This window comes from Ideonella benzenivorans, assembly GCF_020387415.1.
GTDB lineage: Bacteria > Pseudomonadota > Gammaproteobacteria > Burkholderiales > Burkholderiaceae_C > Ideonella > Ideonella benzenivorans.
Genome location: NZ_JAGWCB010000010.1, coordinates 403,928 through 424,165 on the forward strand (window position 1 = coordinate 403,928; position 20,238 = coordinate 424,165).

The following is a 20,238-nucleotide window of genomic DNA, read 5'->3' on the forward strand; positions in this document are numbered from 1 at the left end:
ACACGCCTGATAGCACGATGATGCGCAGCGAATCGGCGGCGATCATGGGTGCTTCTCCAGCCAGACCGGGTGCGCGACGCCGATCACGGCGGACGCCCGCACCGGCCCGAAGTACCGGCCATCGAACGATGCCGCGTTGGTCACGCTCAACAGGAACAGCTCGCCCGGTTCGAGGCGGCGGCACTGCTGCCAAGATGGCAGCGGCCGGCCCCAGCGGTCGGCGCGCAGCACGGCGGCCGAAGGCACGCCGTCGATGCGGACGATGCCGCCAGCGATGCACACCTCCTGCGGCGCGACGGCCCCCACGCGCTTGAGCAGCGGCACGTCTGCCGGCAGGTAGCCGCGTCGCGCGGCCAGCGCGGCGGCATCTGGCGGCAGCGAGGCCAGGACGATGCTGCCCACGGACAACGGGAGTGGCGGCGAGCCGGGCCGATGGCGCAGCGGATCGACGCGATACCAGCCCACGGGAACACTGTCGGACGGGTTGTAGATCAGGCGCGGGAATGGATGCACGAAGGACGCCCAGGCCAGCGCAGCGAGGCCGCAGGCGGCGAGGCCCGCGAGTACGATGCGAGCGCGCAAGCGCGAGCGCGAGCGAGTGTGCGAGCGAGGACGCGGCGCAGGGCCGCCGGTGGAAACGGCGGTCATGGCAGCGCCCTTTCGGTCAGCCAGGCGGCGTGCCGCTCGGCGGTGTATTCGGGCAGCGGCAGGCGCGCGGCGAGCCGGTTGGCGAGCGTGCGCCAGTACGCGGGCGAGGCATCGGCCGGTGCGATGCCGCGCGCCTCGATGGCGTCGATGCGTTCCAGCACGGCGCGCACTTGCCCGTCGCCCTCGGCGTGCAGCAGCAGGCACGCGCCCGGCTGCACGCCTGGGATGCGCTGCGCCGCGTCCAGCGAGGTGCAGGCTTGCATCACCATGAGCTGCCAGCGGATCGTGCCGTAGTCGTTGGCCTGCCAGCGGATGCGGCACAAGACCGCGTTCGGCAGGAACACGGCGCAGCGCCGCCAGCGGTCGAGCTGGTGCGTGCGCGCGGGTTCGCCGAAGCGCAGGTAGAGCTTGAAACGGGCCTCGATGTAGGCCAGCGCCACGCGCGTCAGCGGCGCGCTGGCGGGCTGGCCGGAAGGCGCGACAGGTGCAGCCGTGGCCGCGACAGCGGCAGGCGCGGCGGCTGGTGCAGTGGATGCGGTCAAGGTGTGTTCTCCCTGCGTTGTTCGGGAAACTCCCGCTCCAGCAGGCCGCGCAGCAGGTCGGCCACGGTCACGCCTTGCGTGAAGGCCGATACCTTGATGCGCGAGCGCATGGCGGGCGTGATGTCGAGGGTGAGGCGGGCCGTGTAGAGGTCGCCCTTGCCGAGCGCATCGGCGTCGCCTTGCCGAATCCACGCTTCAGCGTGTGGATTCGCAGGCGGACGCGCGCCGATGCCGACGCGCTTTGCCGCGCGTTTGCTGTTCGGTGGCGGCTTCGCAGTCATGTCGTCCACCGCAGTAGTTCGTCCACCAGCGCGGTGATTTCCCGCGCGGCGGCGCTGTCTGGTGCCGTCTCGCGTGCAAGCCGGCCAGCGGCCACGCTGTCGGCGAACACGATGCGCTGATGCACTTCCGCGCGCAGCGCAGGAAGCGGCTGGTCGGCGAGCGCCTGGCGCGCTTCGCGCCCGATCACCGTGGTGCTGACGCGCCGATTGATGACGAAGGCCGCGCGCAGCGCAGGCCGAAAGACTTGTGCCTCACGGATCAGCGCCACCATCTCGGCGCTGGCCCACAAGTCGTAGGGGCTGGGCTGCACCGGGATCAGCACGCGCTCGGCCGCCAGCAGCGCGGAGCGCGCCAAGGCGGCGATACGCGGCGGGCCGTCGATGACGATGTGATCTGCCCGCCTGGCAAGCTCTGGCGCTTCCTGGTGCAGCGTTTCGCGGGCAAGGCCCACGGCGCTGAACAGCCGTGGCAAGCCTTGCTGGCTGCGTCGTTGCGTCCAGTCCAGCGATGAACCCTGCGGGTCGGCGTCCAGCAGCACGACGTGCTGACCGCGCATCGCCAGCTCGCCGGCGATGTGGGTGGCGAGCGTGGTCTTGCCCACGCCGCCTTTCTGGTTGAGCAGCGCGACGATCATGGCCTGGCCCTCCGTGTTGGAAAGCCCGGCTGTTGCCGCTGCGCTGGTGGCTGCACGGCGGTTGTCCACCGTGGCGCGGCGCTTCTACTAACCGTTAGAGAATTTAAGTTAGGGAAGTTAAGGGAGGCCGAAACCCGCGCCGCTATTGGGTTTGCGGGCGATCCGTACTCCTGATAGCACGATAGTCGTACTCCCGATAGCACGATACCCTGTACTCCTGATAGCACGAGCCCATTCACCGCTTTTCCCGCAGTTATCCCCGTGCCGTGAACGGCACGGGCCGGAAGGTCAGCAGCTCGACCCCATCGCCCGGCATCCGCTCGATGCCCAGGACGTAGCCGGGCAGCGACTGCCGCGCAACCAATGCGCGCAGGTCGTAGGCGAAGTCCGAAAAGCGCGTGGTGCTGCCAGATTTCCGATACAGGTGCCGGAAATCGAACTGCCAGCCGTGTTGCTGCCGCCCGCCGTGCTTGCGCACCAGCCGGTACAGCCACCGCTCGATGCCGCCCGTGAGCCGGAAATACGCCGGGTCGATGGTCAGCACCAGGGCGGCATCCATCACGCCCGCATAGAACCAGTCCGGCAAGATCAGCTCCAACCCCAAGGGCGTGCCCTTGGCATCGGCCAGCTCCTTCCATTCGTTGATCCACGAAAACCGATGCAGGCGCCTTCCCGTGGTTTCGCGGATGGACGTGGCCACCGTGGTCGATTGCAGGCGATCCAGGGCCGCTTTGAGGCGCTGGTAGTCGCGTAGCGACGTACCGCGCCCGATGAAGCGCAGGATCTCGTAGGGCGTGGCCTGCATCAGCCGCGACGGCCGCAGGCCCGCGTCGCGGGCTTCCACAATCTGCGAGGCCGCCCAGATCAGAATGTCGGCATCCCAAATCGTGGCGATGCCATGCTCGGCCGTGCCCTCCACGCGGATCGTGACGTTGCCGCTGTGAAAGTCGATCGGCGCGATGCGCCGCGACTTCGCCAGCGAGAAGAACGGAAAGGCCATCAAGTCCTGGCTGTCGCGCGGCGCCATGTCGCCCGGCAAAGCGCGGAACAGGTCGAGCTGTTCGCGTTCTTGCGAAGGCCGCTGCCGGGACGGCAGCGAGGAACTGGACATGGCGATGGCCTGGCGCGTGCCAGCGATCAGCGCGCACGGCTGTCCGCCGAGTGCTGTTCGGCGTACTCAGGATCGGAAGTCGTCTCGAAGCTGCGGTCGGCGGCCCAGGCGTCGAGGTCGGCGACGGCGTACATGACGCGCCGGCCGAACTTGCGAAAGCGCGGGCCACCGCCGATCACGCGCTGCTTCTCCAGCGTGCGCGGCGACAGCCGCAGGTAGTCGGCGGCTTCGTCGTTGGTGAGATAGCGCTGCGGCTGCGCGGCAGCGGGAACAGGAGCGGCGGCAGGCCGCAAGGGAGCGGGACGCATGGTGAACACCTCCATAGCTTTCAAAGCTCCGGCCGCACAGCGCAACCGGATGGAGGCAGTCTCAGAAAACGAAGCTCCGCTGCTCAGGGACGTTTTGCATCCCCATCAAAACGTCCCTTCTCAAGCGGCGGCAGTTGTGCTAGGCGGCGATAGCCGCCGCGCATCAACGCATCGCCGCGCCGCACGAGGCGGCGCACGCGGGCGCGCAAGTCGCCGTCGGCGTGCCAATCGGCCGCCACGGCGTCGGCACCGAACAGTCCTTCAGCGACATCGCGCAAGGACGCGCCCGCCAGGGTCGCGTCGAGCGCCTGCAGGGTGTTCAGTTCGAGCATTGCAGCGTGAGTCGGCCTGGGCCTGGTGTCGGCGAAGCTGTCGCCGGAATCGTGGTCGCGCGCAGGCGTGGCAGCGCCGCCGCCACTTCCGCGATGGGCATAGGCGACCGCCATGCCGTCTTCCAGGCCGGGCGCCAGCGCGAAGCGCGCGCAATGGCCGGGGCTGCGCGCGATCAGCGCCAGCCCTTTGCCGTCATGCAGCAGTTGTTTGTGACCGGGGATGTTCCAGAACGCGAAGGCCGCCGCATCGGGCGGCGGATCGGCATCGGGATGGAGTTGCACCACGGCATCGTGTCCGGGCAGCCAGGCCGGATGCGCGTCGCGCGCATCCAGGGCCGGGTCTTCCAGCAGACGCAAGCCCCAGCGATGCGCCGCCTGTTGAGCGGCATGCGGCCGGCGCTGATGGTGTAGCCAGTCGAGCCGGTAGTCGGGGTGGCGGCGCAGGTACTCCCACGCCAGCGCGAGCGCGTCCAGGCAGAGGATGTAGAGATACGCGGCGGTCGGATACCAGTGCGCGATATGGTGAGGATTGACCATGACGCAAGCTCCCGTCGAACAGCAGGAACGCCGCCACGGACAGTCAAGAATGGAGCCACCGCGCCCAAATCAAAACATCATCAGAACCTGTTTAAGCTGTAACATCAAGTGTCAAGACCGATTGGCTCCGGGGTATTACATCACTCATCCGAATACGACGGCCGCGCAGTCCAAAAACGTCACGCGGCACAAATCAAGGTGCCGCAACCCGCGCCAAAGATCGTGACCGTTTCCGTCTCAAATGCCCGGCTTCACCGCAACAGTGCGAATTGAGACCGGACAACTCTGAATTTCGACGGAAATAGTCTCAATACGTCCTGCTGCGCCGGGATGCGAACGGCTCAATCAACGATGCCACCGTTCTCCTGCATCAGCCGCAGGTATTCCGACAACGGCCGCACCGCCTGGAAATAGCGGTCGCGCATCACCGGATGTTTGCGCGAGCCGACGATGGAGACTAGGTCGGACAGTTTGATGGTGCCCAGTTCGGGCATGCCGATGCCCACGTCGCACACGCCGAAGGCCGTATCACCATCAGCGGGATCGAGCGCGGCCAGTAGCCAGGTGGCGTGCGCGTCCGGTGTGAACAGCCGCACGACGGGCAGCGGGTCGATAGCCAGGCCCGCTGCGCGAGCCTCACCGTGCGCCAGCAGTTGCTGGCGTTCGTCCTCGGTGATGAAAGGGTTCATGGCGATCCTCTTATTTGCACGAATCCGCCCATGCGTGAAACCGGATCGGCGGATTTGGGAAAAAGCACGATTGTGATTCCGTGGCTTTGCGCTGATGCGTAAATCCGTAGAGGCGGATTTCCGTAAAAACGCAAAACAGTGAGATGTCGATGAAAGAGTTAAAGATAACGTGGTTTTAATTGTGCTGCGACTTGACGCTTCTGTCCATGCAGAAGCGCTCCATTCAGCGCGGCCGACCGGCCGGCGCCACCACCTACGATGCCGAGTTGGCGCAAGCCTTCGGCGCGGCAGTGCGCGCATTGCGGACGGAACGCGGCATTGCGCAGGAATCGCTGGCGCACCTGGCTGGCATCGAGCGCTCGCACATGGGCAAGGTCGAGCGTGGCGAGCACATGCCCACGCTGGCGATCATCTTCAAGATCGCCGGTGCGCTCGAATGCAGCACGGCCGTGCTGATGAGCGAGGCTGAAAGCCAGCTCGCGGCAGCGGCCCAGCCGTAGGCGCTGGCCGCGCCGATCCGGCGTAGCCGGTTCGGCGGTATCGAGGGGCGCCAAGCTGTACGCGGCGGGGATAGCCCGCAGGGCTTTCCCCTGGAAGTAAGCGAAGCGCGCAGCGCCGCAGGCGCGAAGGCGTGAGGGATTGGAGCCGGATGGCCGTGACGGCAAAGACGGCACGGGGCGCAGCCCGTAAAGCCCGGCGGCGCATCGTGCCGACACGCCATGCCCTGACAGCAGCCACAGACGCCGATCTCAGACAGGAGAATGCTGCCAGCTATGGGCCACTGCCTGCCGCTGCCATGTTCGGGACGAACGAACAGCGCAGCGCCCCGCCGCGATGGACGGGGCGCTGCGGGCGGCGGTCAAGCCGCCTGGGGCTTGCTGCGCGACCAGATCAGGTCGTGCGTGCCGTCCTCGCCTTCGATCAGGCGGGCGTAGACCGTGGCCGGGAACGAAGGATCATCGAGGGTCACGGAGACGTACTCCCGCCCGGCCTCGCTGGTCTTCTTCCATGCCGCGCCGATGTCGTGGCCGGCCGCCTGCAGGCGGAAGTCGGGGGTCTTCTCGTTGTCGCCCTTGTCGTTGGGCACCAGCTTGACCTTGACGTTGAGCGTCAGGGTGCGAAGGGTGCCGGTGAAGCCGTCTTTGTCTGCGGTGAAGGTGCCGATGTTGGCCATGATGATTTCTCCTTTCGGTGGAACAAGGTTCGCGCCCATCGCGTCCTTGTTGTGATCCGGCCGGCGGGGGACGGGCTGGCTGCACCGCTTGCGGTCGCAACGCAGTGGAGAGCCGGGAGGCGAAAAGAATTTGTCCCGCGAGGAATCTGCGCAGCAGAGGGGAAATTGTTTTCGCCGGACGGTTGCGGCCATGAAGCCCGAGGCGCAGCCGCGCCACCGCCAGGATTCACAACAACACAAGGACGCCTTGGGCCGAACCGCACCGCAAGGAGATAGGGCCGGCTCGGCATCCCCGCATGCAGGCTGCTCCGGCTCGCCCGCTGACGCGGGCCAGGTCAACCACCCGACGACAAGCGAGAACGCCCCAGCTGTACCTTGCGGCGCCAGTCTTGCGGCGGGGCGTGGAAGCTCCATAGCGATGCCGGGTGGGATGTCCGTGAACCGTCATTCGTGACGTGATGGGCGAGAACCGCCAGCGTTGAGGACGGCACGCATTTGCACAACCAGCCACAGCAAGCGCCAGCGTGTTCGCCAGCACCCCGTCCATCGCGGCGGGGCGCTGGCCGGGCCGATCCGGCGTAGCCGGTTCGGTGGCCTCAAGGGGCGCCAAGCATCGCGCGGCGGGGATAGCCCGCAGGGCTTTCCCCTGGAGGCAAGCGCAGCGCGCAGCGCCGCAGGTGCGAAGGCGTGAGTGGATTGAAGCCGAATGGCCGTGACGGCGAAGTCGGCACGGGGCACAGCCCGAAAGCCCGGCGGCGCATCGCGCCGACACGCCCGATTAATGGGCCAGCGTGCCTTCGGGCAAGTCTTGCTCACTCTGACGCCACCGTCCTGGGGGCTGCCCATGATGTCGGCGGAACGCCGTCGCAAATGCGTACATAGACGAGTACCCGACCCGCTCCGCCACCTCCATCAGCGGAACGTCCTGCGTCCGCAAGAGATCGCGCGCTACGGTCATCCGCCAGTCAGTGAGATAGCGCATCGGCGTGTCGCCCAGCACTTCCTGGAACACGCGCGCGAATGTGGCACGGGACATACAGCTCATCCTGGCCAGTTCATCCACCGTCCACGGCTTGCTGGTGTCCCCGTGCATGGCCTGCAACGCTTTCGACAGGCGCGCGTCCGACGCGCCCCGAACCCATGCGGGTGCGTTCGGGCTCGATGCTAGTCCAGTCCGAAGCCCCAATACGACGAGCACATCCAGCAGCCGGTCAAGCACCGTCTGACGCCCCGGCTCGGCCCGGGACAGCTCTCTCGACAGCAGCGCAACCACACCGTGGATGGGATTGTCCATGCGCGAGGGAATCAGGAACACGGGCGGCAGCGCATTGACCAATCCCACGCCGATATCCCCGGCAAAGCGATAAGCCCCGCAGAGGAACGCCGCCGCACGCGGATCGCGCTCGGCCTCATCAGAGGCGTGCTCGGTCCGGAAATCCTCCGGCAAGACACAGTGCGCCCCTCGCTCGTGGGCGATGAAATGGTCAGGCCCCCCTCGAACGAGGGCCAAGTCCCCCGGCCTGAGTTCGAGGGGATCGTCCTCACCGTCAAGCCACAACCACGCTTGCCCCTGAATCATGGCGTGCACGGCAAGCTGAATCGTTCCGGGCAACCGAAGCCCCCAAGGCGCGACAGCGATGGAACGCGCGAACACGCCACCAGAGGCTCTGGCGCGCACTAGATGCTCTTGCAGTATGTCCATGTCGTGAGCGTATCACGAAAATTATTGAGCGCATAAATTATTTATGCTCTCAATTAGTGCGCATAAAGTCACTTCATCGACCCATCCACCAGGAACCCCAGCATGGACAACCTTGACAACCACCACACCCTTGTTCTCGGCGCAACCGGCAAGACCGGCTCCCGAGTCGCCCAGAAGCTCAACGCCCAGGGCATTACTGTCCGCACCGCAGCGCGCAGCGGCGCGGACGTCCGGTTTGACTGGAACGACCCATCGACCTTCGCCGGCGCTCTGCGCAAGGTCTCGGGCGTCTATCTCGTGTCGCCTGTGATGCGCGTCGACTTTGCCAGCATCGTGGCCCGGTTTCTCGATGAAGCAGAGCGCGCCGGTGTGGGCCATGTCACCTACCTCAGCGCCTACGGCATGGAGCACGCGCCGGCGGAAGTCGCGCTGCGCGCTGTGGAGTTGGATCTGGCTTCGCGTACCTCGCTCTCTCATTCCATCGTACGTCCCGCCTGGTTCATGCAGAACTTCAGCGAGACCTTCGTCAAGCCCGTGAACGATGAAATCGTGGTGCCCTGCGGAATGGGGGCTGAAGCCTTTGTCAACGCGGAGGACATCGCGTCCGTCGCAGCGGCGACGCTGAGCGATCCGGCGCGGCACGCTGGCCGCGCCTATTCCCCCACCGGCCCCGAGGCGCTGACCTTCGAGGAAGCCGCCGCGCACCTCTCGAACGTCGCCGGTCGCAGGATTTCGTACCGGGACGTGGATCGCAACGCCTGGGTCAACGCCATGATCCAAGCCGGCGTGCCTGCCGAATATGGCGAGGTGCTTCGCACCCTGACAGAGACGATCGCCAGCGGACGAGGTTCCCGTCCGAACAATGACGTTCTGACGGCGACCGGCAAGGCGCCAAGCAGCTTCGCGGACTTCGCTGCGGAGACTGCCGCCGCATGGCACCAATGAAGCCTGCCCCACGAATTGAGCCAAGGAGCACAAAAATGCCAAGTCAGAAATATGCAGTCTTCCAACCCGCTAAGCCTTACTTCGATCTGGTTCGAGGCGCGCTGGGTAACCTTGTCGATGGTGAACACTTTTTCGATATCGTCACCGACGACACCGTTTACGAGGTGCTCTACGACCTCGGCTGGCCTCGCGTCATCCAGGGACGAACCAACCTGATGGCGGCATTCCGGGGCTATGTGGAGAACATCGCGCTGCAATCGGCCGGCAACTTGATTACCCACAAGACAGACGATGGCTGCGTCATCGAATACGAGGTACATGGAACCATCCTCGCAACGAGCACGAAATACAACAACCGGTTCTGCTCCATCATCAAAATCGAGAACCGAAAGATCACGCACTGGAGGGACTACATGGATTCCCATGCGGCCTGGAAGGCGCTGACCCCAAGTGCAAGCTAAGCTTGGCGCTGATCGGTCGTTCAAGCAGAGGCCCGAACTCTGAATTGGTTGTCGACCTAGGACACCGGGCGCGGCTACTGCCGCGCCCGGACTTGTGTTCCACCGCGCCCAGGGCGGAACGGCCTGGGCGCGGTGCTAATCGGGTTTTTCCTTCGTCTCGATGAGCCACCACTCGGCACGCGGCAAGGCGCGGCCCGTGATGGGATGAATGTCGGTGAGGTCGGCGCGGGCTGACCAGCCAGAGGGCTGGCGGTAGCCGCGCACGTCGCCCTCACCGTGCCAGCGGCGGGCGCGTACCGTACCGGGGGCGTAGATCGCCGCCATGCGTGGGCGGTTGGTGGTGGTCATGGGGTGTTCTCCTTCCAGCGAAGCGCCCCGGTCCAAGGCCGGGGCGCTTGCTGTCGGCACGGGTCAAGCGGCCAGCGCCACGGCGGGTTCATCCGCCACTGCCTCGGCTTCCTCCGGGACGTCCTGCGCCTGCGCTTCCTCCGGCGCAGCTTCCGGGCCTTCGGCCTTGAAGATGGCAGGCATCCAGCCGGTGCCATCGGCCAGCCGCTCGGCCTCGCTGGCAATGTCGGCCTTCTTCAATTTCGCCAGCCGGGAAACCTGCTCCGGTGCGTACTCGTTCACGGCTTGCAGGATCGCAGCCTTGGAAATGTGCTTGAAGTAGCCTTCTGCGGTCGGCTGCCACCATGCGGCCATGTTGAGGTCTGCGGCCTGCGCCAGTTCGCTGGCGGGCTGGTGCTGCGTGGCGCGGGGCGTCACCACGTCCACGGTCGAGGCCACGCATACGGCCAGCAGCGCCACCAGTTCCGTTTGTCGCATTGTCAGCAAGGCAGGGAAAAGCTCGGCATCGTCCTTGGGCAGCCTCTCGCACCACGCCTGTCTCATTTCGATCAGCGCCACGGCAGCGGGGGATTCCGGCAAATCCGGGGCCATGCCTTCCAGCCGGTCTTGCACCGTGAGGCGAACACCCAGCGGCAGTTCATGCCCGTAACGGCGGTCATGCAGTACGGTCTGCACCATGCCATGCACCAGCGCAGCCAGTGCCACCTGTGGGCGGCAAGCCACCCCAAGTTGCAGCGCCACCGTGCGGTGCGCGCTCAACCGTTGCGCCAGCCTGTCGGACATTGCCGGGGCCTGCGCTTCGTCCGCCGCGTCGCCGTCGTCGTCGTTCTCGGCATCCTCGCCGCTGAAACCTTGGCGCAAGCGTTCCAGCGTGCGCAATGCCTTGGCTTCGGCTTCGCGCAGCAGCCCGCGATGAATCACGGCCTGCCCGTTGCGGTCGATGGTGACGATGGCACCGGCTGCGGCCTTCGCGGTCGGGCTGTAGTCCTGCAAGCCATCTTCCAGCGCCTGCAACTGCTCGCCCACGGTTTCGCCTTCCTCTTGCAGCGCGTCGGCCTTGTCCTCGTCCTCGGCGTCCAGCGCATCATCGAGGGCTTCGCCAATGGCCTGCACCTTGGCTTGCAGCTTCTCGATGCGCTGCGCTTCGCGCTTGGTCGGTTCGCGCCGCTCCCTCGGCGCACGCTGGAAAGCGTGCAGGTCAGCATGGGTCACGCCCGGCGTGGCATCCACCCATACCCAGCCTTCGGCCTTCACCTCGGCGGCGATGCCTGCCAGCCGGTCTTGCGCCAGCCTGTCCAGCAGCGCGGCATCGGTCAGATACACGCCCGCGTCACCTTCCGCGAACAGGTCACGGCGCACGCCACCGCCTGCGGCTTCGTAGGTGTCCAGCCCGACGAAGCGCACCAGCGGATGCCGGTAGGCGTCGATTTCCCTTTCGGTGAGGCGGTCGCGCAGCGCGGACGGCTGACGTTGCCACGTCGGCGCATCGTAGAAGGCGGCTTCCTGCGCGGCGTGGTCGTCAGTGATGGCAAGGGCCATCAACTGATCGAGCGTGACGGCATCGGCGCGGTAGTCGGCCATCAGGCGCGGCGAGACGTTCGCCAGCTTCAAGCGGCGCTGCACCACCAGCGGCGTGACGCTGAAATCCGCCGCAATGTCCTCGATGGGTCGACCTTCGGCCACCAGCGCGGCGAACGCTTCAAACTGGTCTGCCGGGTGCATGGCTTCGCGCTGCACGTTCTCGGTGAGGCTGGCGGTTCGGGCCGTGCCATCGGCTACCTGCAAGCAAGGCACCTCCCAATCCTTGGCGATGCGGTGCTTTTTCGCCAGCAGCTTCAACGCGGCCAGCCTGCGGCCACCGGCCACGACTTCGTAATGCTCGCCATCGGCGGAGGCAATCACGATCAGGTTTTGCAGCAGGCCCACGCGCTGAATGCTCGCGGCCAGTTCAGGGATGGACATGCGCGGGGTCTTGCGCACGTTGCGGCCCGTGGGGCGCGGCACCAGCCGCGACAGCGGTACAAGAATCAGGTTCTTGGTCGGGTCGGCGGCCTCCAGCGGGACAGCGGCAGCGGCATTGACGGCGCGGGCTTCGGTGGTGGTGATGGCGTTCATGGTGGTTCTCCAATCGAGTGAAACAAGGAATGGAGGGGAACCGCCCCTCCGGCGGGGGAACGGTTCAGGCTTTGAGCGCGCGCATACCATCGGCCAACAGCCACAGCGCACGGTTGAGGCGAATGTCCGAATCAATGCCCTGCACGGGGCGGGTCTGCTGCCTGCGCCCATTGGCGGCGCGGCCATGCAATCCGCCCTTGGTCAGGTTCTCTTGGGTGCGGTTCATGACCGACCACAAATCCGGGCGGCGGTCCTCGAAGCGGCGCGGCATCAGGATTTGCGATTCCGTGATGGGCGCGGGCTTGTTCGGGTCGTCGTACTTGAGGGTCAGCGCAGCACGGGCGAAGACTTCGGCCTCGCCTTCGTCGAGCGTGATGGCACGCATGGCATCGCGTGAATCGCACACACGGTCAAAGCCGCGCAGCACCTCGAACGCGCCTTCGATGACTTGGCCCGCCACGTCGCCCTTATGGGGTACGCGCACGTCCGCCACGGTGTCGCCGCACACAAGGCCATTGCTGCAAACGAATCGAAACTGGCCCGCCAGCATCTGATAGCTGCTCGTGCCATCGTGCGAGTTCAGCAGGATGATTTCGTTGGCTTCCGCGCCGTTGATCTGGCTGGCATGGCGCAGGCGCAGCATGTGTTTCGTGTGCTCGCGCTTGCCTGCATCGCGCACGCGGGTTTGCGTCACCATGAAAGGCTGAAACCCCTCCTTGCGAAGCTCGGTCAGAACCGCCGCCGTGGGGATATAGGCGTATCGCTGCGAACGGCTCTCATGTGGGGCATCCGCAAAGATGGATGGCGCTACACGGTGAATCTGGTCATCGGACAGCGGGTAGTCGCTGCGCAGCGCGGGGGAATGGGAAGCGAAACGGGTTGCAAGCATGTCGTTCTCCTGACTTGGCTGTTGAAGAAAACCGCACACCGGATTCCTAGATTCGGAGCCCAGCCTTTCGGCTGTTCGGTGCGGTCGGCACGAGGAACCCGGTTGGCCCTGTTGCCACCGTCTTTCCTGAGTTCATCGCCCGCGACGGTCAGGAGCGCGCGGACGGGGGCCGTCAAGGAAACAAGCGCAGGGTTGGTGCGGCCCGCAGGCGCAGCCGAGGACACGGCCCTGCGCGCCTTGATGGCACACGGGAGCGGGCTACAGTCGCGGACAAGGTGATGAAGTCAGGGAAGACGGCTGGACATGGCAACGGCCCTCCCACACGCCGACCGCACGGCAAGCGAAGCGCGCAGGCCCGAAGCTGGAAGCCGGGCCGGAGGCGTCAGCCGAGCGGAGCGAGGGAACGATGGAAGCCCGACAGGGGCGAAACCCCGTAGGGGTTCGATGCGCAGCACGACAGCGCGACCGGCCATCTCCCAGGTGGCTGGGGACGCCCAGACTTCAAAACCGAATGGACAACAGGGTAAGGACGAGCGCACGCAAGGCATCGTGGATCTGCTGCGTATGCTGTCTGGCCGATCCGGCGCAGCCGAGTCGGCGCCGTTCAGGGGCGCCAAGCCTGCGCGGCGGGGATAGCCCGCAGGGCTTTCCCCTGGAGGCAAGCAAAGCGCGCAGCGCCCCGGAAGGGGCGCGAAGGCATCAAGCCGAGTCGTCAGGACGCAGGCTGGATTGCGCAACCGGCACCCACGGCGAAGTCGAGTTCAGCAGATAGCGCGCTCCACGCGCATAGGAGCCCGAAAGCCCGCTGGGCCGGTAGAACCCGGTGACGCGACGACGGAACTGCACGCCGTATTCGTTGGTGTAGATCACCGCATCGCCGATCTGGAAGCGCAGCGGCTGGCCGTTCTCCGGCGCGAATGGCTTGAGCGCATCGTGCTGCGCGGTGATTTCGATGATGTAGTCGTGATGGCTGCTCATGGCATGGATCTCCTGTGATGGTCGAGAAAGCACAAGGAGCGCCTTGCGGCGCTCCAAGGGCGAAGTCAGACGACGATCCGCCCGGCCAACCGCGCATCGCGCGCATAGGCGCTCAACCGCTTCTCGCCACGGAAAGACAGATCGCGCTCGATCGGCAGGCCCAGCCCGCCGCGCACGCTCGCCAGCTCGTTCAAGCTGACCCAGCCGATTTCTGGCTCGCCCAGGCCCAGGTCGCAAAGACCGAAAGCGTGGTCGTGATCGTCGGGATCAATCTCGGTCAGCAGCCAGGTCGCGCCGCCGTCCGGCGTGAACAGCTTGACCACCGGGGCCGGATCGAAGTCCGGGTTCTCCAGCGATGCGCGGCCGTTGGCCAGCAGCACGATGCGCTGCTCGGCAGTGATGAGTACGTTGTTCATGGTGAACTCCTGAAAGGTTGCCGGGCGGAATTGCCCAGCCCTTCCGGGGCACGGCGCAGCGCAAGCAGTCAGGGGTCGCAGACGGCCGCCAGGACGCCAGCGCCATCGGCGCGCAGCCCTTGACGGCGAGAACGCCGTGGCAGGATGAAGGGAACAGCAAGCCGCCCCCACATCTCACACACTGGGGTTATCGTCACAAATTCAATGATTGTTGTATCATTGAATAATGAACGAAGCCGAAGCTGTTTCCGCCCTGAGCGCGCTGGCCCATGCCCAGCGCCTGCGGGTGTTCCGCGCCCTGGTCATCGCCGGCCCCGAAGGGCGCACGCCCAGCGTGCTGGCCGAACAACTCGACGTGGCCCGCAACGCGCTGTCCTTTCATCTGAAAGAACTGGCGCATGCCGGCCTCGTCAGCATCGAACAGCAAGGACGCAACCTGATCTATCGCGCCGACTTTTCCCAGATGAACGGGCTGCTCGGCTACCTGACCGAACACTGCTGCCAGGATGGCGTGTGCGAAATCACCGAACCCTCGTCCCGCTGCGCCTGCTGAACCGCCATGAACGACACGATCCCTCCCTCATCTATCGGCGCTCCAGCACACACCGGCCCCATCATGAGCGTGTTCGAGCGTTACCTGACGGTGTGGGTGCTGCTGTGCATTGCCGCCGGTATTGCCTTGGGACAGTTCGCACCCGGCGTGTTCCAAGCCATCGGTCGCATGGAAGTGGCCCAGGTCAACCTGCCTGTGGGCCTGCTGATCTGGATCATGGTGATCCCGATGCTGCTCAAGGTGGACTTCGGCGCGCTGGGCCAGGTCAAGCAGCACTGGCGCGGCATCGGCGTGACGCTGTTCATCAACTGGGCCGTCAAGCCGTTCTCCATGGCGCTGCTGGCGTGGATATTCATCCGCCAGGTCTTCGCACAATGGCTGCCCGCCGATCAACTCGACAGCTACGTCGCCGGCCTGATCCTGCTCGCTGCCGCGCCTTGCACGGCGATGGTGTTCGTCTGGAGCCGGCTGACCGGGGGCGATCCGGTGTTCACGCTGTCGCAGGTGGCCTTGAACGACACCATCATGGTGTTCGCCTTCGCACCCATCGTTGGCCTGCTGCTCGGACTGTCGGCCATTACGGTGCCGTGGGACACGCTGCTGACTTCGGTGGCGCTCTACATCGTCATTCCGGTCATCCTCGCGCAGCTCTGGCGCCGTGCCTTGCTGCGGCGAAGCCAGGCCGCCTTCAATGCCGCGCTCGCACGCATCGGCCCACTGTCCATCGCAGCGCTGCTACTCACGCTGGTGCTGCTGTTCGCCTTCCAGGGCCAGGCCATCCTGCAGCAGCCGTTGGTGATCGCCATGCTGGCCGTGCCGATCCTGATCCAGGTGTTCTTCAACTCCGGCCTGGCCTACTGGCTCAACCGCAAGATGGGCGAGAAACACAGCATCGCCTGCCCCTCGGCGCTGATCGGCGCGAGCAACTTCTTCGAGCTGGCCGTGGCGGCGGCCATCAGCCTGTTCGGCTTTCAGTCCGGCGCAGCGCTGGCCACCGTGGTCGGCGTGCTGATCGAGGTGCCGGTGATGCTGCTGGTCGTGCGCATGGTCAACCGTTCGCGCGGCTGGTACGAATGCGGCCCGAATTCATCCACGCGATAACAGAACCTTCCATGAGCACCATCACGATCTATCACAACCCCGCCTGCGGCACCTCGCGCAACACGCTGGCCCTGATCCGCAACAGCGGCGAAGAGCCCACGGTCATCGAATATCTGAAAACGCCGCCCGACCGCGCCACGCTGGTCAAGCTGCTGGCCGATGCCGGCCTGAGCGTGCGCGACGTGCTGCGCGAGAAAGGCACGCCCTACGCGGAACTCGGTCTGGGCGATCCGAAGCGGACAGATGACCAGTTGCTCGATTTCATCGAGCAACACCCCATCCTCATGAACCGGCCCATTGTGGTCACGCCGCTGGGCACGCGCCTGTGCCGGCCGTCGGAAGCGGTGCTGGACATCCTGCCGAAGCCGCAGCGCGGCGCGTTCAACAAAGAAGACGGCGAGCCGGTGATCGACGCGGAAGGCCGCCGTGTCTGAATCGCGCCTTGATCTGCTCAACATCGACACGACGCTGTTCCAGCCACCGGACACGGCGCGATTGCTTGCGCCCGAGCGTGCCGGCCATGCGCCGCGCTTTCTGCTGCTCTATGGCTCGCTGCGGGAACGCTCGTACAGCAGGCTCGCCGCCGAGGAAGCCGCGCGCATCCTGCGCGCATTGGGCGGCGAGACGCGGATGTTCAATCCCTCTGGCCTGCCGCTGGTGGACGATGCTCCGGGCGATCACCCAAAAGTCCAGGAACTGCACGCACTCACGCAATGGGCCGAGGGCATGGTGTGGTGCTCGCCCGAGCGCCACGGCGCCATGACCGGCCTGATGAAAACCCAGATCGACTGGATTCCGCTGTCGGTCGGGGCCGTGCGCCCGACCCAGGGCAAAACCCTGGCGGTGATGCAGGTCTCGGGCGGCTCGCAGTCCTTCAACGCCGTCAACCAGATGCGCGTGCTGGGCCGCTGGATGCGCATGCTGACCATCCCCAACCAATCCTCGGTCGCCAAGGCATACCAGGAGTTCGACGAGGCCGGGCGCATGAAGCCCTCGGCCTACTACGACCGCATCGTGGACGTGATGGAGGAGCTGATGAAGTTCACGCTGCTCACGCGCGACGCGGCGCCGTATCTGGTGGATCGCTACAGCGAGCGCAAGGAAAGCGCCGAGGCGCTGTCGAAGAGAATGAAACAAGAGGCGATTTGATGCCAATCGATACGCAACTGCGCGATGGCGCTTGGCGGGTCTTCCTCGTATTCCTGCGCCTGGGCCTGACCTCGTTCGGCGGCCCGATCGCGCACCTGGGCTACTTCCGCGCCGAATTCGTCGAGCGCCGCCGCTGGCTGGATGACCGCAGCTACGCCGACCTGGTCGCGCTGTGCCAGTTCCTGCCTGGGCCGGCCAGCAGCCAGGTGGGCATGGCGCTCGGCCTGGGCCGCGCCGGCTGGTGGGGCGCACTGGCGGCTTGGGTCGGCTTCACGCTGCCTTCGGCGCTGGCGCTGATCCTGTTCGCCTACGGCATCTCGGAATACCGCGCATTGGCGGATGCGGGCTGGGTGCATGGCTTGAAAGTGGTCGCCGTCGCCGTGGTGGCACAGGCCGTCTGGGGCATGGCCAAGACGCTATGCCCCGACCGGCCCCGCGCCGCGCTGGCGATCCTGGCGGCGCTGCTCACGCTGCTGCTGCCATCGGCCTGGATGCAGATCGCCGCCATCGCCGTGACGGGCCTGGCGGGCCGCGTGTGGCTCCAACTGCCGCCGCTGCCGGCCACGCATCTGGCCTCGTATGCGGTCTCGCGGCGCGTCGTCACGATGGCATGGGGCCTGCTGGCCGTTCTGCTGCTCGGCCTGCCTGTGTGGGCAGCGGCCAGCGGTTCAACGACGGCCGCGCTGATCGATGGCTTCTTCCGGGCCGGCGCACTGGTGTTCGGGGGCGGCCACGTCGTGCTGCCGCTGCTGCAAGCGGCCACCGGATCGACCGGTGCGGTCGCCAATGCCGACTTCCTGGCCGGCTACGGCGCGGCGCAGGCCGTGCCGGGGCCGCTGTTCACCTTCGCCGCCTATCTCGGCACGGTGGCCGATTGGCCCTTGCATGGCTGGCGTGGCGGACTGGCGCTGCTGGCGGTGATCTTCGTGCCGGCCTTTCTGGTGCTGGTCGGCGCGTTGCCGCTCTGGGAGCGCCTGCGCCACCGCCAGGGCATTCAGGCCGCGATGGCGGGCATCAATGCCGGCGTCGTCGGCATCCTGCTGTCCGCGCTCTACGATCCGGTCTGGACAAGCGCCATTCACGGGCGCACCGACTGTGCCCTGGCCCTGGCTGCTTTCGGATTGCTGGTCTACGGCCGCACGCCGCCGGTGCTGGTGGTCGTGCTGGCCGCCGTCGCCGGACAGCTCTTGTCTGCCTGATTCCCCAGGGGGTCAGGCGCCCACCGCCCCATGCCCGTGGGTGTGGTGGGCATCGGGCACATGCGGATGGGCGTGGGTCACGGCGGCATGGCGATGCCGGTGGCTGTGCGCGCCCGTCGGCATCACGTCATGCCCATGGTCGTGGTGCCCATCGTCGTGGCGGTGGGCATGTTCGTGCTCGATCGCCTCATGGGTGTGGGCATGGTCGTGGGCTTCGGCCAGATGCAGCAGAACGCCCAGCACCATCAACACGCCACCCAGCAGGAGCAGCCAGGAGGCGCCACGCTCGCCGAGTCCATAAGCCGCCGCCGCGCCAAGGAATGGCGCGAAGGCGAACACCGAGCCGGTGCGCGCAGCGCCGAAAGCGCGCTGGGCCAGCAGGTACAAGCGCAGACTCAAGCCGTAGCCGCTGGCCCCGACTGCCAACAGCGCCAGCGCGGCGGCCAGCGTGGGCAGCGGCTCGCCGCGCAGCCATGCCAACGCCCCCGTCAAGGCGCTGCCCAGCAGCGCCTTGACCATCACGACCTGGCCGGGATCGCGCTCGGCCACCGGCCGCGACAAGGCGTTGTCGGCACCCCAGGCCGCCGTGGCGAGCAGCACGGCCAGCAGCCCCCACAACTGCGGGGCGCCCGATTGCCCCTGATCCAGCACCAGGGCGACGGCACCGGCCAGCAGCAGCACCATGGCCGCAGCGACCCGCCGATCCATCGACTCGCCATAGAGCACCCACGCCAACACCGCCGTGAACAGGGCTTCGAGCGTGAGCATCAGCGAGGCGCTGGTGCCGCTGGTATGTCGCAGCCCCCAGGCCAGGGCGACAGGGCCGAGTGCCGCACCGAACACGGCCATGGCGCTCAAGCGCGGCCCATCGGCCCAACGCAGCCGGGCTTCTCGGTGGGCCGGCTGACGTGACAGCAGGCCGGTCGCCGCGGCACCGGCGTAGAGCAACGCGGCGACGGTCAACGGCCCCAGGCCGCTGCCCAACCGCTGAATGAACGGCGTACTCAGGCCGAACAGCGCCGCCGCGAGCAGGGCCAGCAGACCGCCGCGCCATGCGGGGCGATGCCACAAAGAAAGTGTGTTGCTCATCGTCTACCTCTCAGCCAACGCCAGGCGCCTGCCCAAGCACGGCAGCAATTTCACATAAACCAGTTCACTGACGAGTTCCACCAGCGTCTGTGCCACGATCACCGCAGGGATCAGGGGTACGGCCCCAGGGATGGCCATTCCGAGCGGCAACACCACCAGCGAGTTGCGCGTCGCACTGCTGAACGCGATGGCCCGGCCCTGATCGGCCGGCAATCGCCAACCGCGCGCCACGCACCAGCCCAGCAATGGCGCAATGACAGCGAAAACCACATAAACAGGTACGACGGCCCGCACGGCACCCAACGCCTGGCCGAGCTGCGGCGTCACGGCGGCCACCACGACAAACAGTACCGCTGCCGTTGCCGGCACCGGCAGCAGGCCCAGCACAGCGACGGCAGAGCGGCCCGCATTGGCACGGGCCGCCCAAGCTTGGCAGACACCCGCCAGCACCAACGGGACGGCGATCAGCCAAACGAAGGCATGCACGAAGGGTTCCCGCTGCACCAGGCCGCCCGCGGCATCGCCTAGGAACAGCCCGAGGAACACTGGCAGCAAGAGCATCTGCGCGGCAAGCAACACCGGGGTCGAAGCCAGCAGTTGCCGCGCGTCAGCACGTCCCACGTGCGCGAACGTCACGACGTAATCGATGCACGGCGCCAGCAGCACCAGCAATGCGCCGGTACGCAACAGTGGATCATCTGGCAGCCACAACCGCAGCGCGGCCACCAGCAAGGGCACCGCCACGAAGTTCGCGGTCAGGACGGCGCCCAGGAAACGCATGTTGGACAACGCCTGGCGCAATGCCATTAACGGCACCTGCAAGAAGGTGACGAACAGCATGAAGCCCAGCAAAGGGTCAATCGCAGGCGCCAGCGTGGCCGTGCCGGGGTGCAGCCAGGCGAAGACCGCAGCCAGCACCACCGCCGCAAAATAAATGGCGATCTGACGGGTTTCGAGAATTTCGCGTAAATTGACAATGGACACAGACACAAGTTCTTGGGATCGGCGATCTGTTCATTCGACGGAATATCGCCGT

The 20,238-nt window shown here is 66.3% G+C and carries 25 protein-coding genes; 8 read left to right on the plus strand and 17 right to left on the minus strand.

Going from position 1 to position 20,238, the window contains the following annotated elements; genetic code table 11:
* Positions 1–42: 42 nt before the first annotated feature.
* The 8 genes from KGA65_RS10560 to KGA65_RS10595 all read right to left on the minus strand — a co-directional run bounded on the left by KGA65_RS10560 (position 43) and on the right by KGA65_RS10595 (position 5,083).
* Positions 43–648 carry a S26 family signal peptidase gene (locus KGA65_RS10560; RefSeq protein WP_043371591.1) on the minus strand — a complete coding sequence of 202 codons (606 nt, stop codon included), beginning with the start codon at positions 646–648 and terminating at the stop codon, positions 43–45.
* Entirely contained in the window at positions 645–1,190 is a 546-nt protein-coding gene (locus KGA65_RS10565; protein WP_043371593.1) for a DUF2840 domain-containing protein, read from the minus strand. Before KGA65_RS10565 ends, KGA65_RS10560 begins: the two co-directional genes overlap by 4 nt.
* On the minus strand, positions 1,187–1,471 hold the full coding sequence (locus KGA65_RS10570; RefSeq protein WP_225863458.1) for a chromosome partitioning protein ParB: 285 nt from the start codon (positions 1,469–1,471) through the stop codon (positions 1,187–1,189). Before KGA65_RS10570 ends, KGA65_RS10565 begins: the two co-directional genes overlap by 4 nt.
* The gene (gene parA, locus KGA65_RS10575) at positions 1,468–2,106 is read right to left on the minus strand and encodes a ParA family partition ATPase (RefSeq protein ID WP_225863095.1); all 639 of its coding nucleotides are present in this window, start codon (positions 2,104–2,106) and stop codon (positions 1,468–1,470) included. Before parA ends, KGA65_RS10570 begins: the two co-directional genes overlap by 4 nt.
* A 253-nt stretch (positions 2,107–2,359) precedes the next feature.
* Positions 2,360–3,217, minus strand: coding sequence for a replication initiator protein A (locus tag KGA65_RS10580; RefSeq protein WP_043371598.1), 858 nt, complete (start codon positions 3,215–3,217; stop codon positions 2,360–2,362).
* 26 nt (positions 3,218–3,243) lie between these two features.
* Positions 3,244–3,525, minus strand: coding sequence for a helix-turn-helix transcriptional regulator (locus tag KGA65_RS10585; protein WP_043376244.1), 282 nt, complete (start codon positions 3,523–3,525; stop codon positions 3,244–3,246).
* 83 nt (positions 3,526–3,608) lie between these two features.
* Entirely contained in the window at positions 3,609–4,394 is a 786-nt protein-coding gene (locus KGA65_RS10590; RefSeq protein WP_046196317.1) for a DUF2285 domain-containing protein, read from the minus strand.
* A 341-nt stretch (positions 4,395–4,735) separates the two neighbouring features.
* Positions 4,736–5,083 carry a DUF2958 domain-containing protein gene (locus tag KGA65_RS10595; RefSeq protein ID WP_046196318.1) on the minus strand — a complete coding sequence of 116 codons (348 nt, stop codon included), beginning with the start codon at positions 5,081–5,083 and terminating at the stop codon, positions 4,736–4,738.
* A gap of 206 nt (positions 5,084–5,289) precedes the next feature.
* On the opposite strand from KGA65_RS10595, the gene KGA65_RS10600 reads away from it, so the two are divergent.
* Positions 5,290–5,583: a helix-turn-helix domain-containing protein gene (locus KGA65_RS10600; RefSeq protein ID WP_046196319.1), complete on the plus strand. Its 294-nt coding sequence runs from the start codon at positions 5,290–5,292 to the stop codon at positions 5,581–5,583.
* 359 nt (positions 5,584–5,942) lie between these two features.
* Here the strand turns inward: KGA65_RS10600 and KGA65_RS10605 are convergent, their stop codons facing one another.
* Together KGA65_RS10605 and KGA65_RS10610 are read right to left on the minus strand one after the other, a co-directional pair.
* Positions 5,943–6,257: a DUF736 domain-containing protein gene (locus tag KGA65_RS10605; protein ID WP_046196320.1), complete on the minus strand. Its 315-nt coding sequence runs from the start codon at positions 6,255–6,257 to the stop codon at positions 5,943–5,945.
* 778 nt (positions 6,258–7,035) lie between these two features.
* On the minus strand, positions 7,036–7,959 hold the full coding sequence (locus KGA65_RS10610) for an AraC family transcriptional regulator (RefSeq protein ID WP_225863096.1): 924 nt from the start codon (positions 7,957–7,959) through the stop codon (positions 7,036–7,038).
* Between the two features lie 102 nt (positions 7,960–8,061).
* Here KGA65_RS10610 and KGA65_RS10615 point away from each other — a divergent pair, with 102 nt between their 5' ends.
* A complete protein-coding gene (locus KGA65_RS10615; protein WP_188590660.1) occupies positions 8,062–8,904 on the plus strand; it encodes an NmrA family NAD(P)-binding protein in 843 nt (280 codons plus the stop codon).
* Positions 8,905–8,939: 35 nt separating this feature from the next.
* On the plus strand, positions 8,940–9,365 hold the full coding sequence (locus KGA65_RS10620) for a nuclear transport factor 2 family protein (RefSeq protein WP_225863097.1): 426 nt from the start codon (positions 8,940–8,942) through the stop codon (positions 9,363–9,365).
* A gap of 135 nt (positions 9,366–9,500) precedes the next feature.
* On the opposite strand, the gene KGA65_RS10625 is transcribed toward KGA65_RS10620, so the two are convergent.
* The 5 genes from KGA65_RS10625 to KGA65_RS10645 form a co-directional block, all read right to left on the minus strand.
* Positions 9,501–9,713, minus strand: coding sequence for a hypothetical protein (locus KGA65_RS10625; protein ID WP_225863098.1), 213 nt, complete (start codon positions 9,711–9,713; stop codon positions 9,501–9,503).
* Between the two features lie 63 nt (positions 9,714–9,776).
* On the minus strand, positions 9,777–11,828 hold the full coding sequence (locus KGA65_RS10630) for a ParB/RepB/Spo0J family partition protein (RefSeq protein WP_225863099.1): 2,052 nt from the start codon (positions 11,826–11,828) through the stop codon (positions 9,777–9,779).
* A gap of 64 nt (positions 11,829–11,892) precedes the next feature.
* A complete protein-coding gene (locus KGA65_RS10635; protein WP_225863100.1) occupies positions 11,893–12,717 on the minus strand; it encodes a DUF932 domain-containing protein in 825 nt (274 codons plus the stop codon).
* A gap of 699 nt (positions 12,718–13,416) precedes the next feature.
* Positions 13,417–13,695: a hypothetical protein gene (locus KGA65_RS10640; protein ID WP_046196328.1), complete on the minus strand. Its 279-nt coding sequence runs from the start codon at positions 13,693–13,695 to the stop codon at positions 13,417–13,419.
* A 65-nt stretch (positions 13,696–13,760) separates the two neighbouring features.
* A complete protein-coding gene (locus KGA65_RS10645) occupies positions 13,761–14,111 on the minus strand; it encodes a DUF2958 domain-containing protein (protein ID WP_046196329.1) in 351 nt (116 codons plus the stop codon).
* A gap of 226 nt (positions 14,112–14,337) precedes the next feature.
* On the opposite strand from KGA65_RS10645, the gene KGA65_RS10650 reads away from it, so the two are divergent.
* Genes KGA65_RS10650 through chrA form a run of 5 tightly spaced genes read left to right on the plus strand, consistent with a single transcriptional unit; the run spans position 14,338 to position 18,113 of the window.
* Positions 14,338–14,664 (plus strand): ArsR/SmtB family transcription factor, encoded by a 327-nt coding sequence (locus tag KGA65_RS10650; protein WP_046196330.1) that lies wholly within the window; start codon positions 14,338–14,340, stop codon positions 14,662–14,664.
* Between the two features lie 6 nt (positions 14,665–14,670).
* A complete protein-coding gene (gene arsB, locus KGA65_RS10655) occupies positions 14,671–15,765 on the plus strand; it encodes an ACR3 family arsenite efflux transporter (RefSeq protein WP_046196331.1) in 1,095 nt (364 codons plus the stop codon).
* Positions 15,766–15,776: 11 nt separating this feature from the next.
* On the plus strand, positions 15,777–16,199 hold the full coding sequence (arsC, locus tag KGA65_RS10660; protein ID WP_046196332.1) for an arsenate reductase (glutaredoxin): 423 nt from the start codon (positions 15,777–15,779) through the stop codon (positions 16,197–16,199).
* On the plus strand, positions 16,192–16,914 hold the full coding sequence (arsH, locus tag KGA65_RS10665) for an arsenical resistance protein ArsH (protein ID WP_046196333.1): 723 nt from the start codon (positions 16,192–16,194) through the stop codon (positions 16,912–16,914). The genes arsC and arsH overlap by 8 nt, the downstream gene beginning before the upstream one ends.
* Positions 16,914–18,113 (plus strand): chromate efflux transporter, encoded by a 1,200-nt coding sequence (chrA, locus tag KGA65_RS10670; protein ID WP_046196334.1) that lies wholly within the window; start codon positions 16,914–16,916, stop codon positions 18,111–18,113. Before arsH ends, chrA begins: the two co-directional genes overlap by 1 nt.
* 12 nt (positions 18,114–18,125) lie before the next feature.
* Here the strand turns inward: chrA and KGA65_RS10675 are convergent, their stop codons facing one another.
* Together KGA65_RS10675 and KGA65_RS10680 are read right to left on the minus strand one after the other, a co-directional pair.
* The gene (locus tag KGA65_RS10675) at positions 18,126–19,202 is read right to left on the minus strand and encodes a DMT family transporter (protein ID WP_046196335.1); all 1,077 of its coding nucleotides are present in this window, start codon (positions 19,200–19,202) and stop codon (positions 18,126–18,128) included.
* A gap of 3 nt (positions 19,203–19,205) precedes the next feature.
* Entirely contained in the window at positions 19,206–20,180 is a 975-nt protein-coding gene (locus KGA65_RS10680; protein ID WP_046196346.1) for an arsenic resistance protein, read from the minus strand.
* Between the last annotated feature and the right edge of the window lie 58 nt (positions 20,181–20,238).

Coding starts and splice junctions, on each gene's coding strand:
- KGA65_RS10610 (WP_225863096.1), bottom strand. CDS start 7,959: ATGGACATACTGCAAGAGCATCTAGTGCGCGCCAGAGCCTCTGGTGGC.
- arsC (WP_046196332.1), top strand. CDS start 15,777: ATGAGCACCATCACGATCTATCACAACCCCGCCTGCGGCACCTCGCGC.
- KGA65_RS10570 (WP_225863458.1), bottom strand. CDS start 1,471: ATGACTGCGAAGCCGCCACCGAACAGCAAACGCGCGGCAAAGCGCGTC.
- KGA65_RS10580 (WP_043371598.1), bottom strand. CDS start 3,217: ATGTCCAGTTCCTCGCTGCCGTCCCGGCAGCGGCCTTCGCAAGAACGC.
- KGA65_RS10595 (WP_046196318.1), bottom strand. CDS start 5,083: ATGAACCCTTTCATCACCGAGGACGAACGCCAGCAACTGCTGGCGCAC.
- KGA65_RS10590 (WP_046196317.1), bottom strand. CDS start 4,394: ATGGTCAATCCTCACCATATCGCGCACTGGTATCCGACCGCCGCGTAT.
- chrA (WP_046196334.1), top strand. CDS start 16,914: ATGCCAATCGATACGCAACTGCGCGATGGCGCTTGGCGGGTCTTCCTC.
- KGA65_RS10630 (WP_225863099.1), bottom strand. CDS start 11,828: ATGAACGCCATCACCACCACCGAAGCCCGCGCCGTCAATGCCGCTGCC.
- KGA65_RS10615 (WP_188590660.1), top strand. CDS start 8,062: ATGGACAACCTTGACAACCACCACACCCTTGTTCTCGGCGCAACCGGC.
- KGA65_RS10600 (WP_046196319.1), top strand. CDS start 5,290: ATGCAGAAGCGCTCCATTCAGCGCGGCCGACCGGCCGGCGCCACCACC.
- KGA65_RS10650 (WP_046196330.1), top strand. CDS start 14,338: ATGAACGAAGCCGAAGCTGTTTCCGCCCTGAGCGCGCTGGCCCATGCC.
- KGA65_RS10560 (WP_043371591.1), bottom strand. CDS start 648: ATGACCGCCGTTTCCACCGGCGGCCCTGCGCCGCGTCCTCGCTCGCAC.
- KGA65_RS10640 (WP_046196328.1), bottom strand. CDS start 13,695: ATGAGCAGCCATCACGACTACATCATCGAAATCACCGCGCAGCACGAT.
- KGA65_RS10585 (WP_043376244.1), bottom strand. CDS start 3,525: ATGCGTCCCGCTCCCTTGCGGCCTGCCGCCGCTCCTGTTCCCGCTGCC.
- KGA65_RS10605 (WP_046196320.1), bottom strand. CDS start 6,257: ATGGCCAACATCGGCACCTTCACCGCAGACAAAGACGGCTTCACCGGC.
- KGA65_RS10645 (WP_046196329.1), bottom strand. CDS start 14,111: ATGAACAACGTACTCATCACTGCCGAGCAGCGCATCGTGCTGCTGGCC.
- arsB (WP_046196331.1), top strand. CDS start 14,671: ATGAACGACACGATCCCTCCCTCATCTATCGGCGCTCCAGCACACACC.
- KGA65_RS10625 (WP_225863098.1), bottom strand. CDS start 9,713: ATGACCACCACCAACCGCCCACGCATGGCGGCGATCTACGCCCCCGGT.
- KGA65_RS10635 (WP_225863100.1), bottom strand. CDS start 12,717: ATGCTTGCAACCCGTTTCGCTTCCCATTCCCCCGCGCTGCGCAGCGAC.
- KGA65_RS10620 (WP_225863097.1), top strand. CDS start 8,940: ATGCCAAGTCAGAAATATGCAGTCTTCCAACCCGCTAAGCCTTACTTC.
- parA (WP_225863095.1), bottom strand. CDS start 2,106: ATGATCGTCGCGCTGCTCAACCAGAAAGGCGGCGTGGGCAAGACCACG.
- KGA65_RS10675 (WP_046196335.1), bottom strand. CDS start 19,202: ATGAGCAACACACTTTCTTTGTGGCATCGCCCCGCATGGCGCGGCGGT.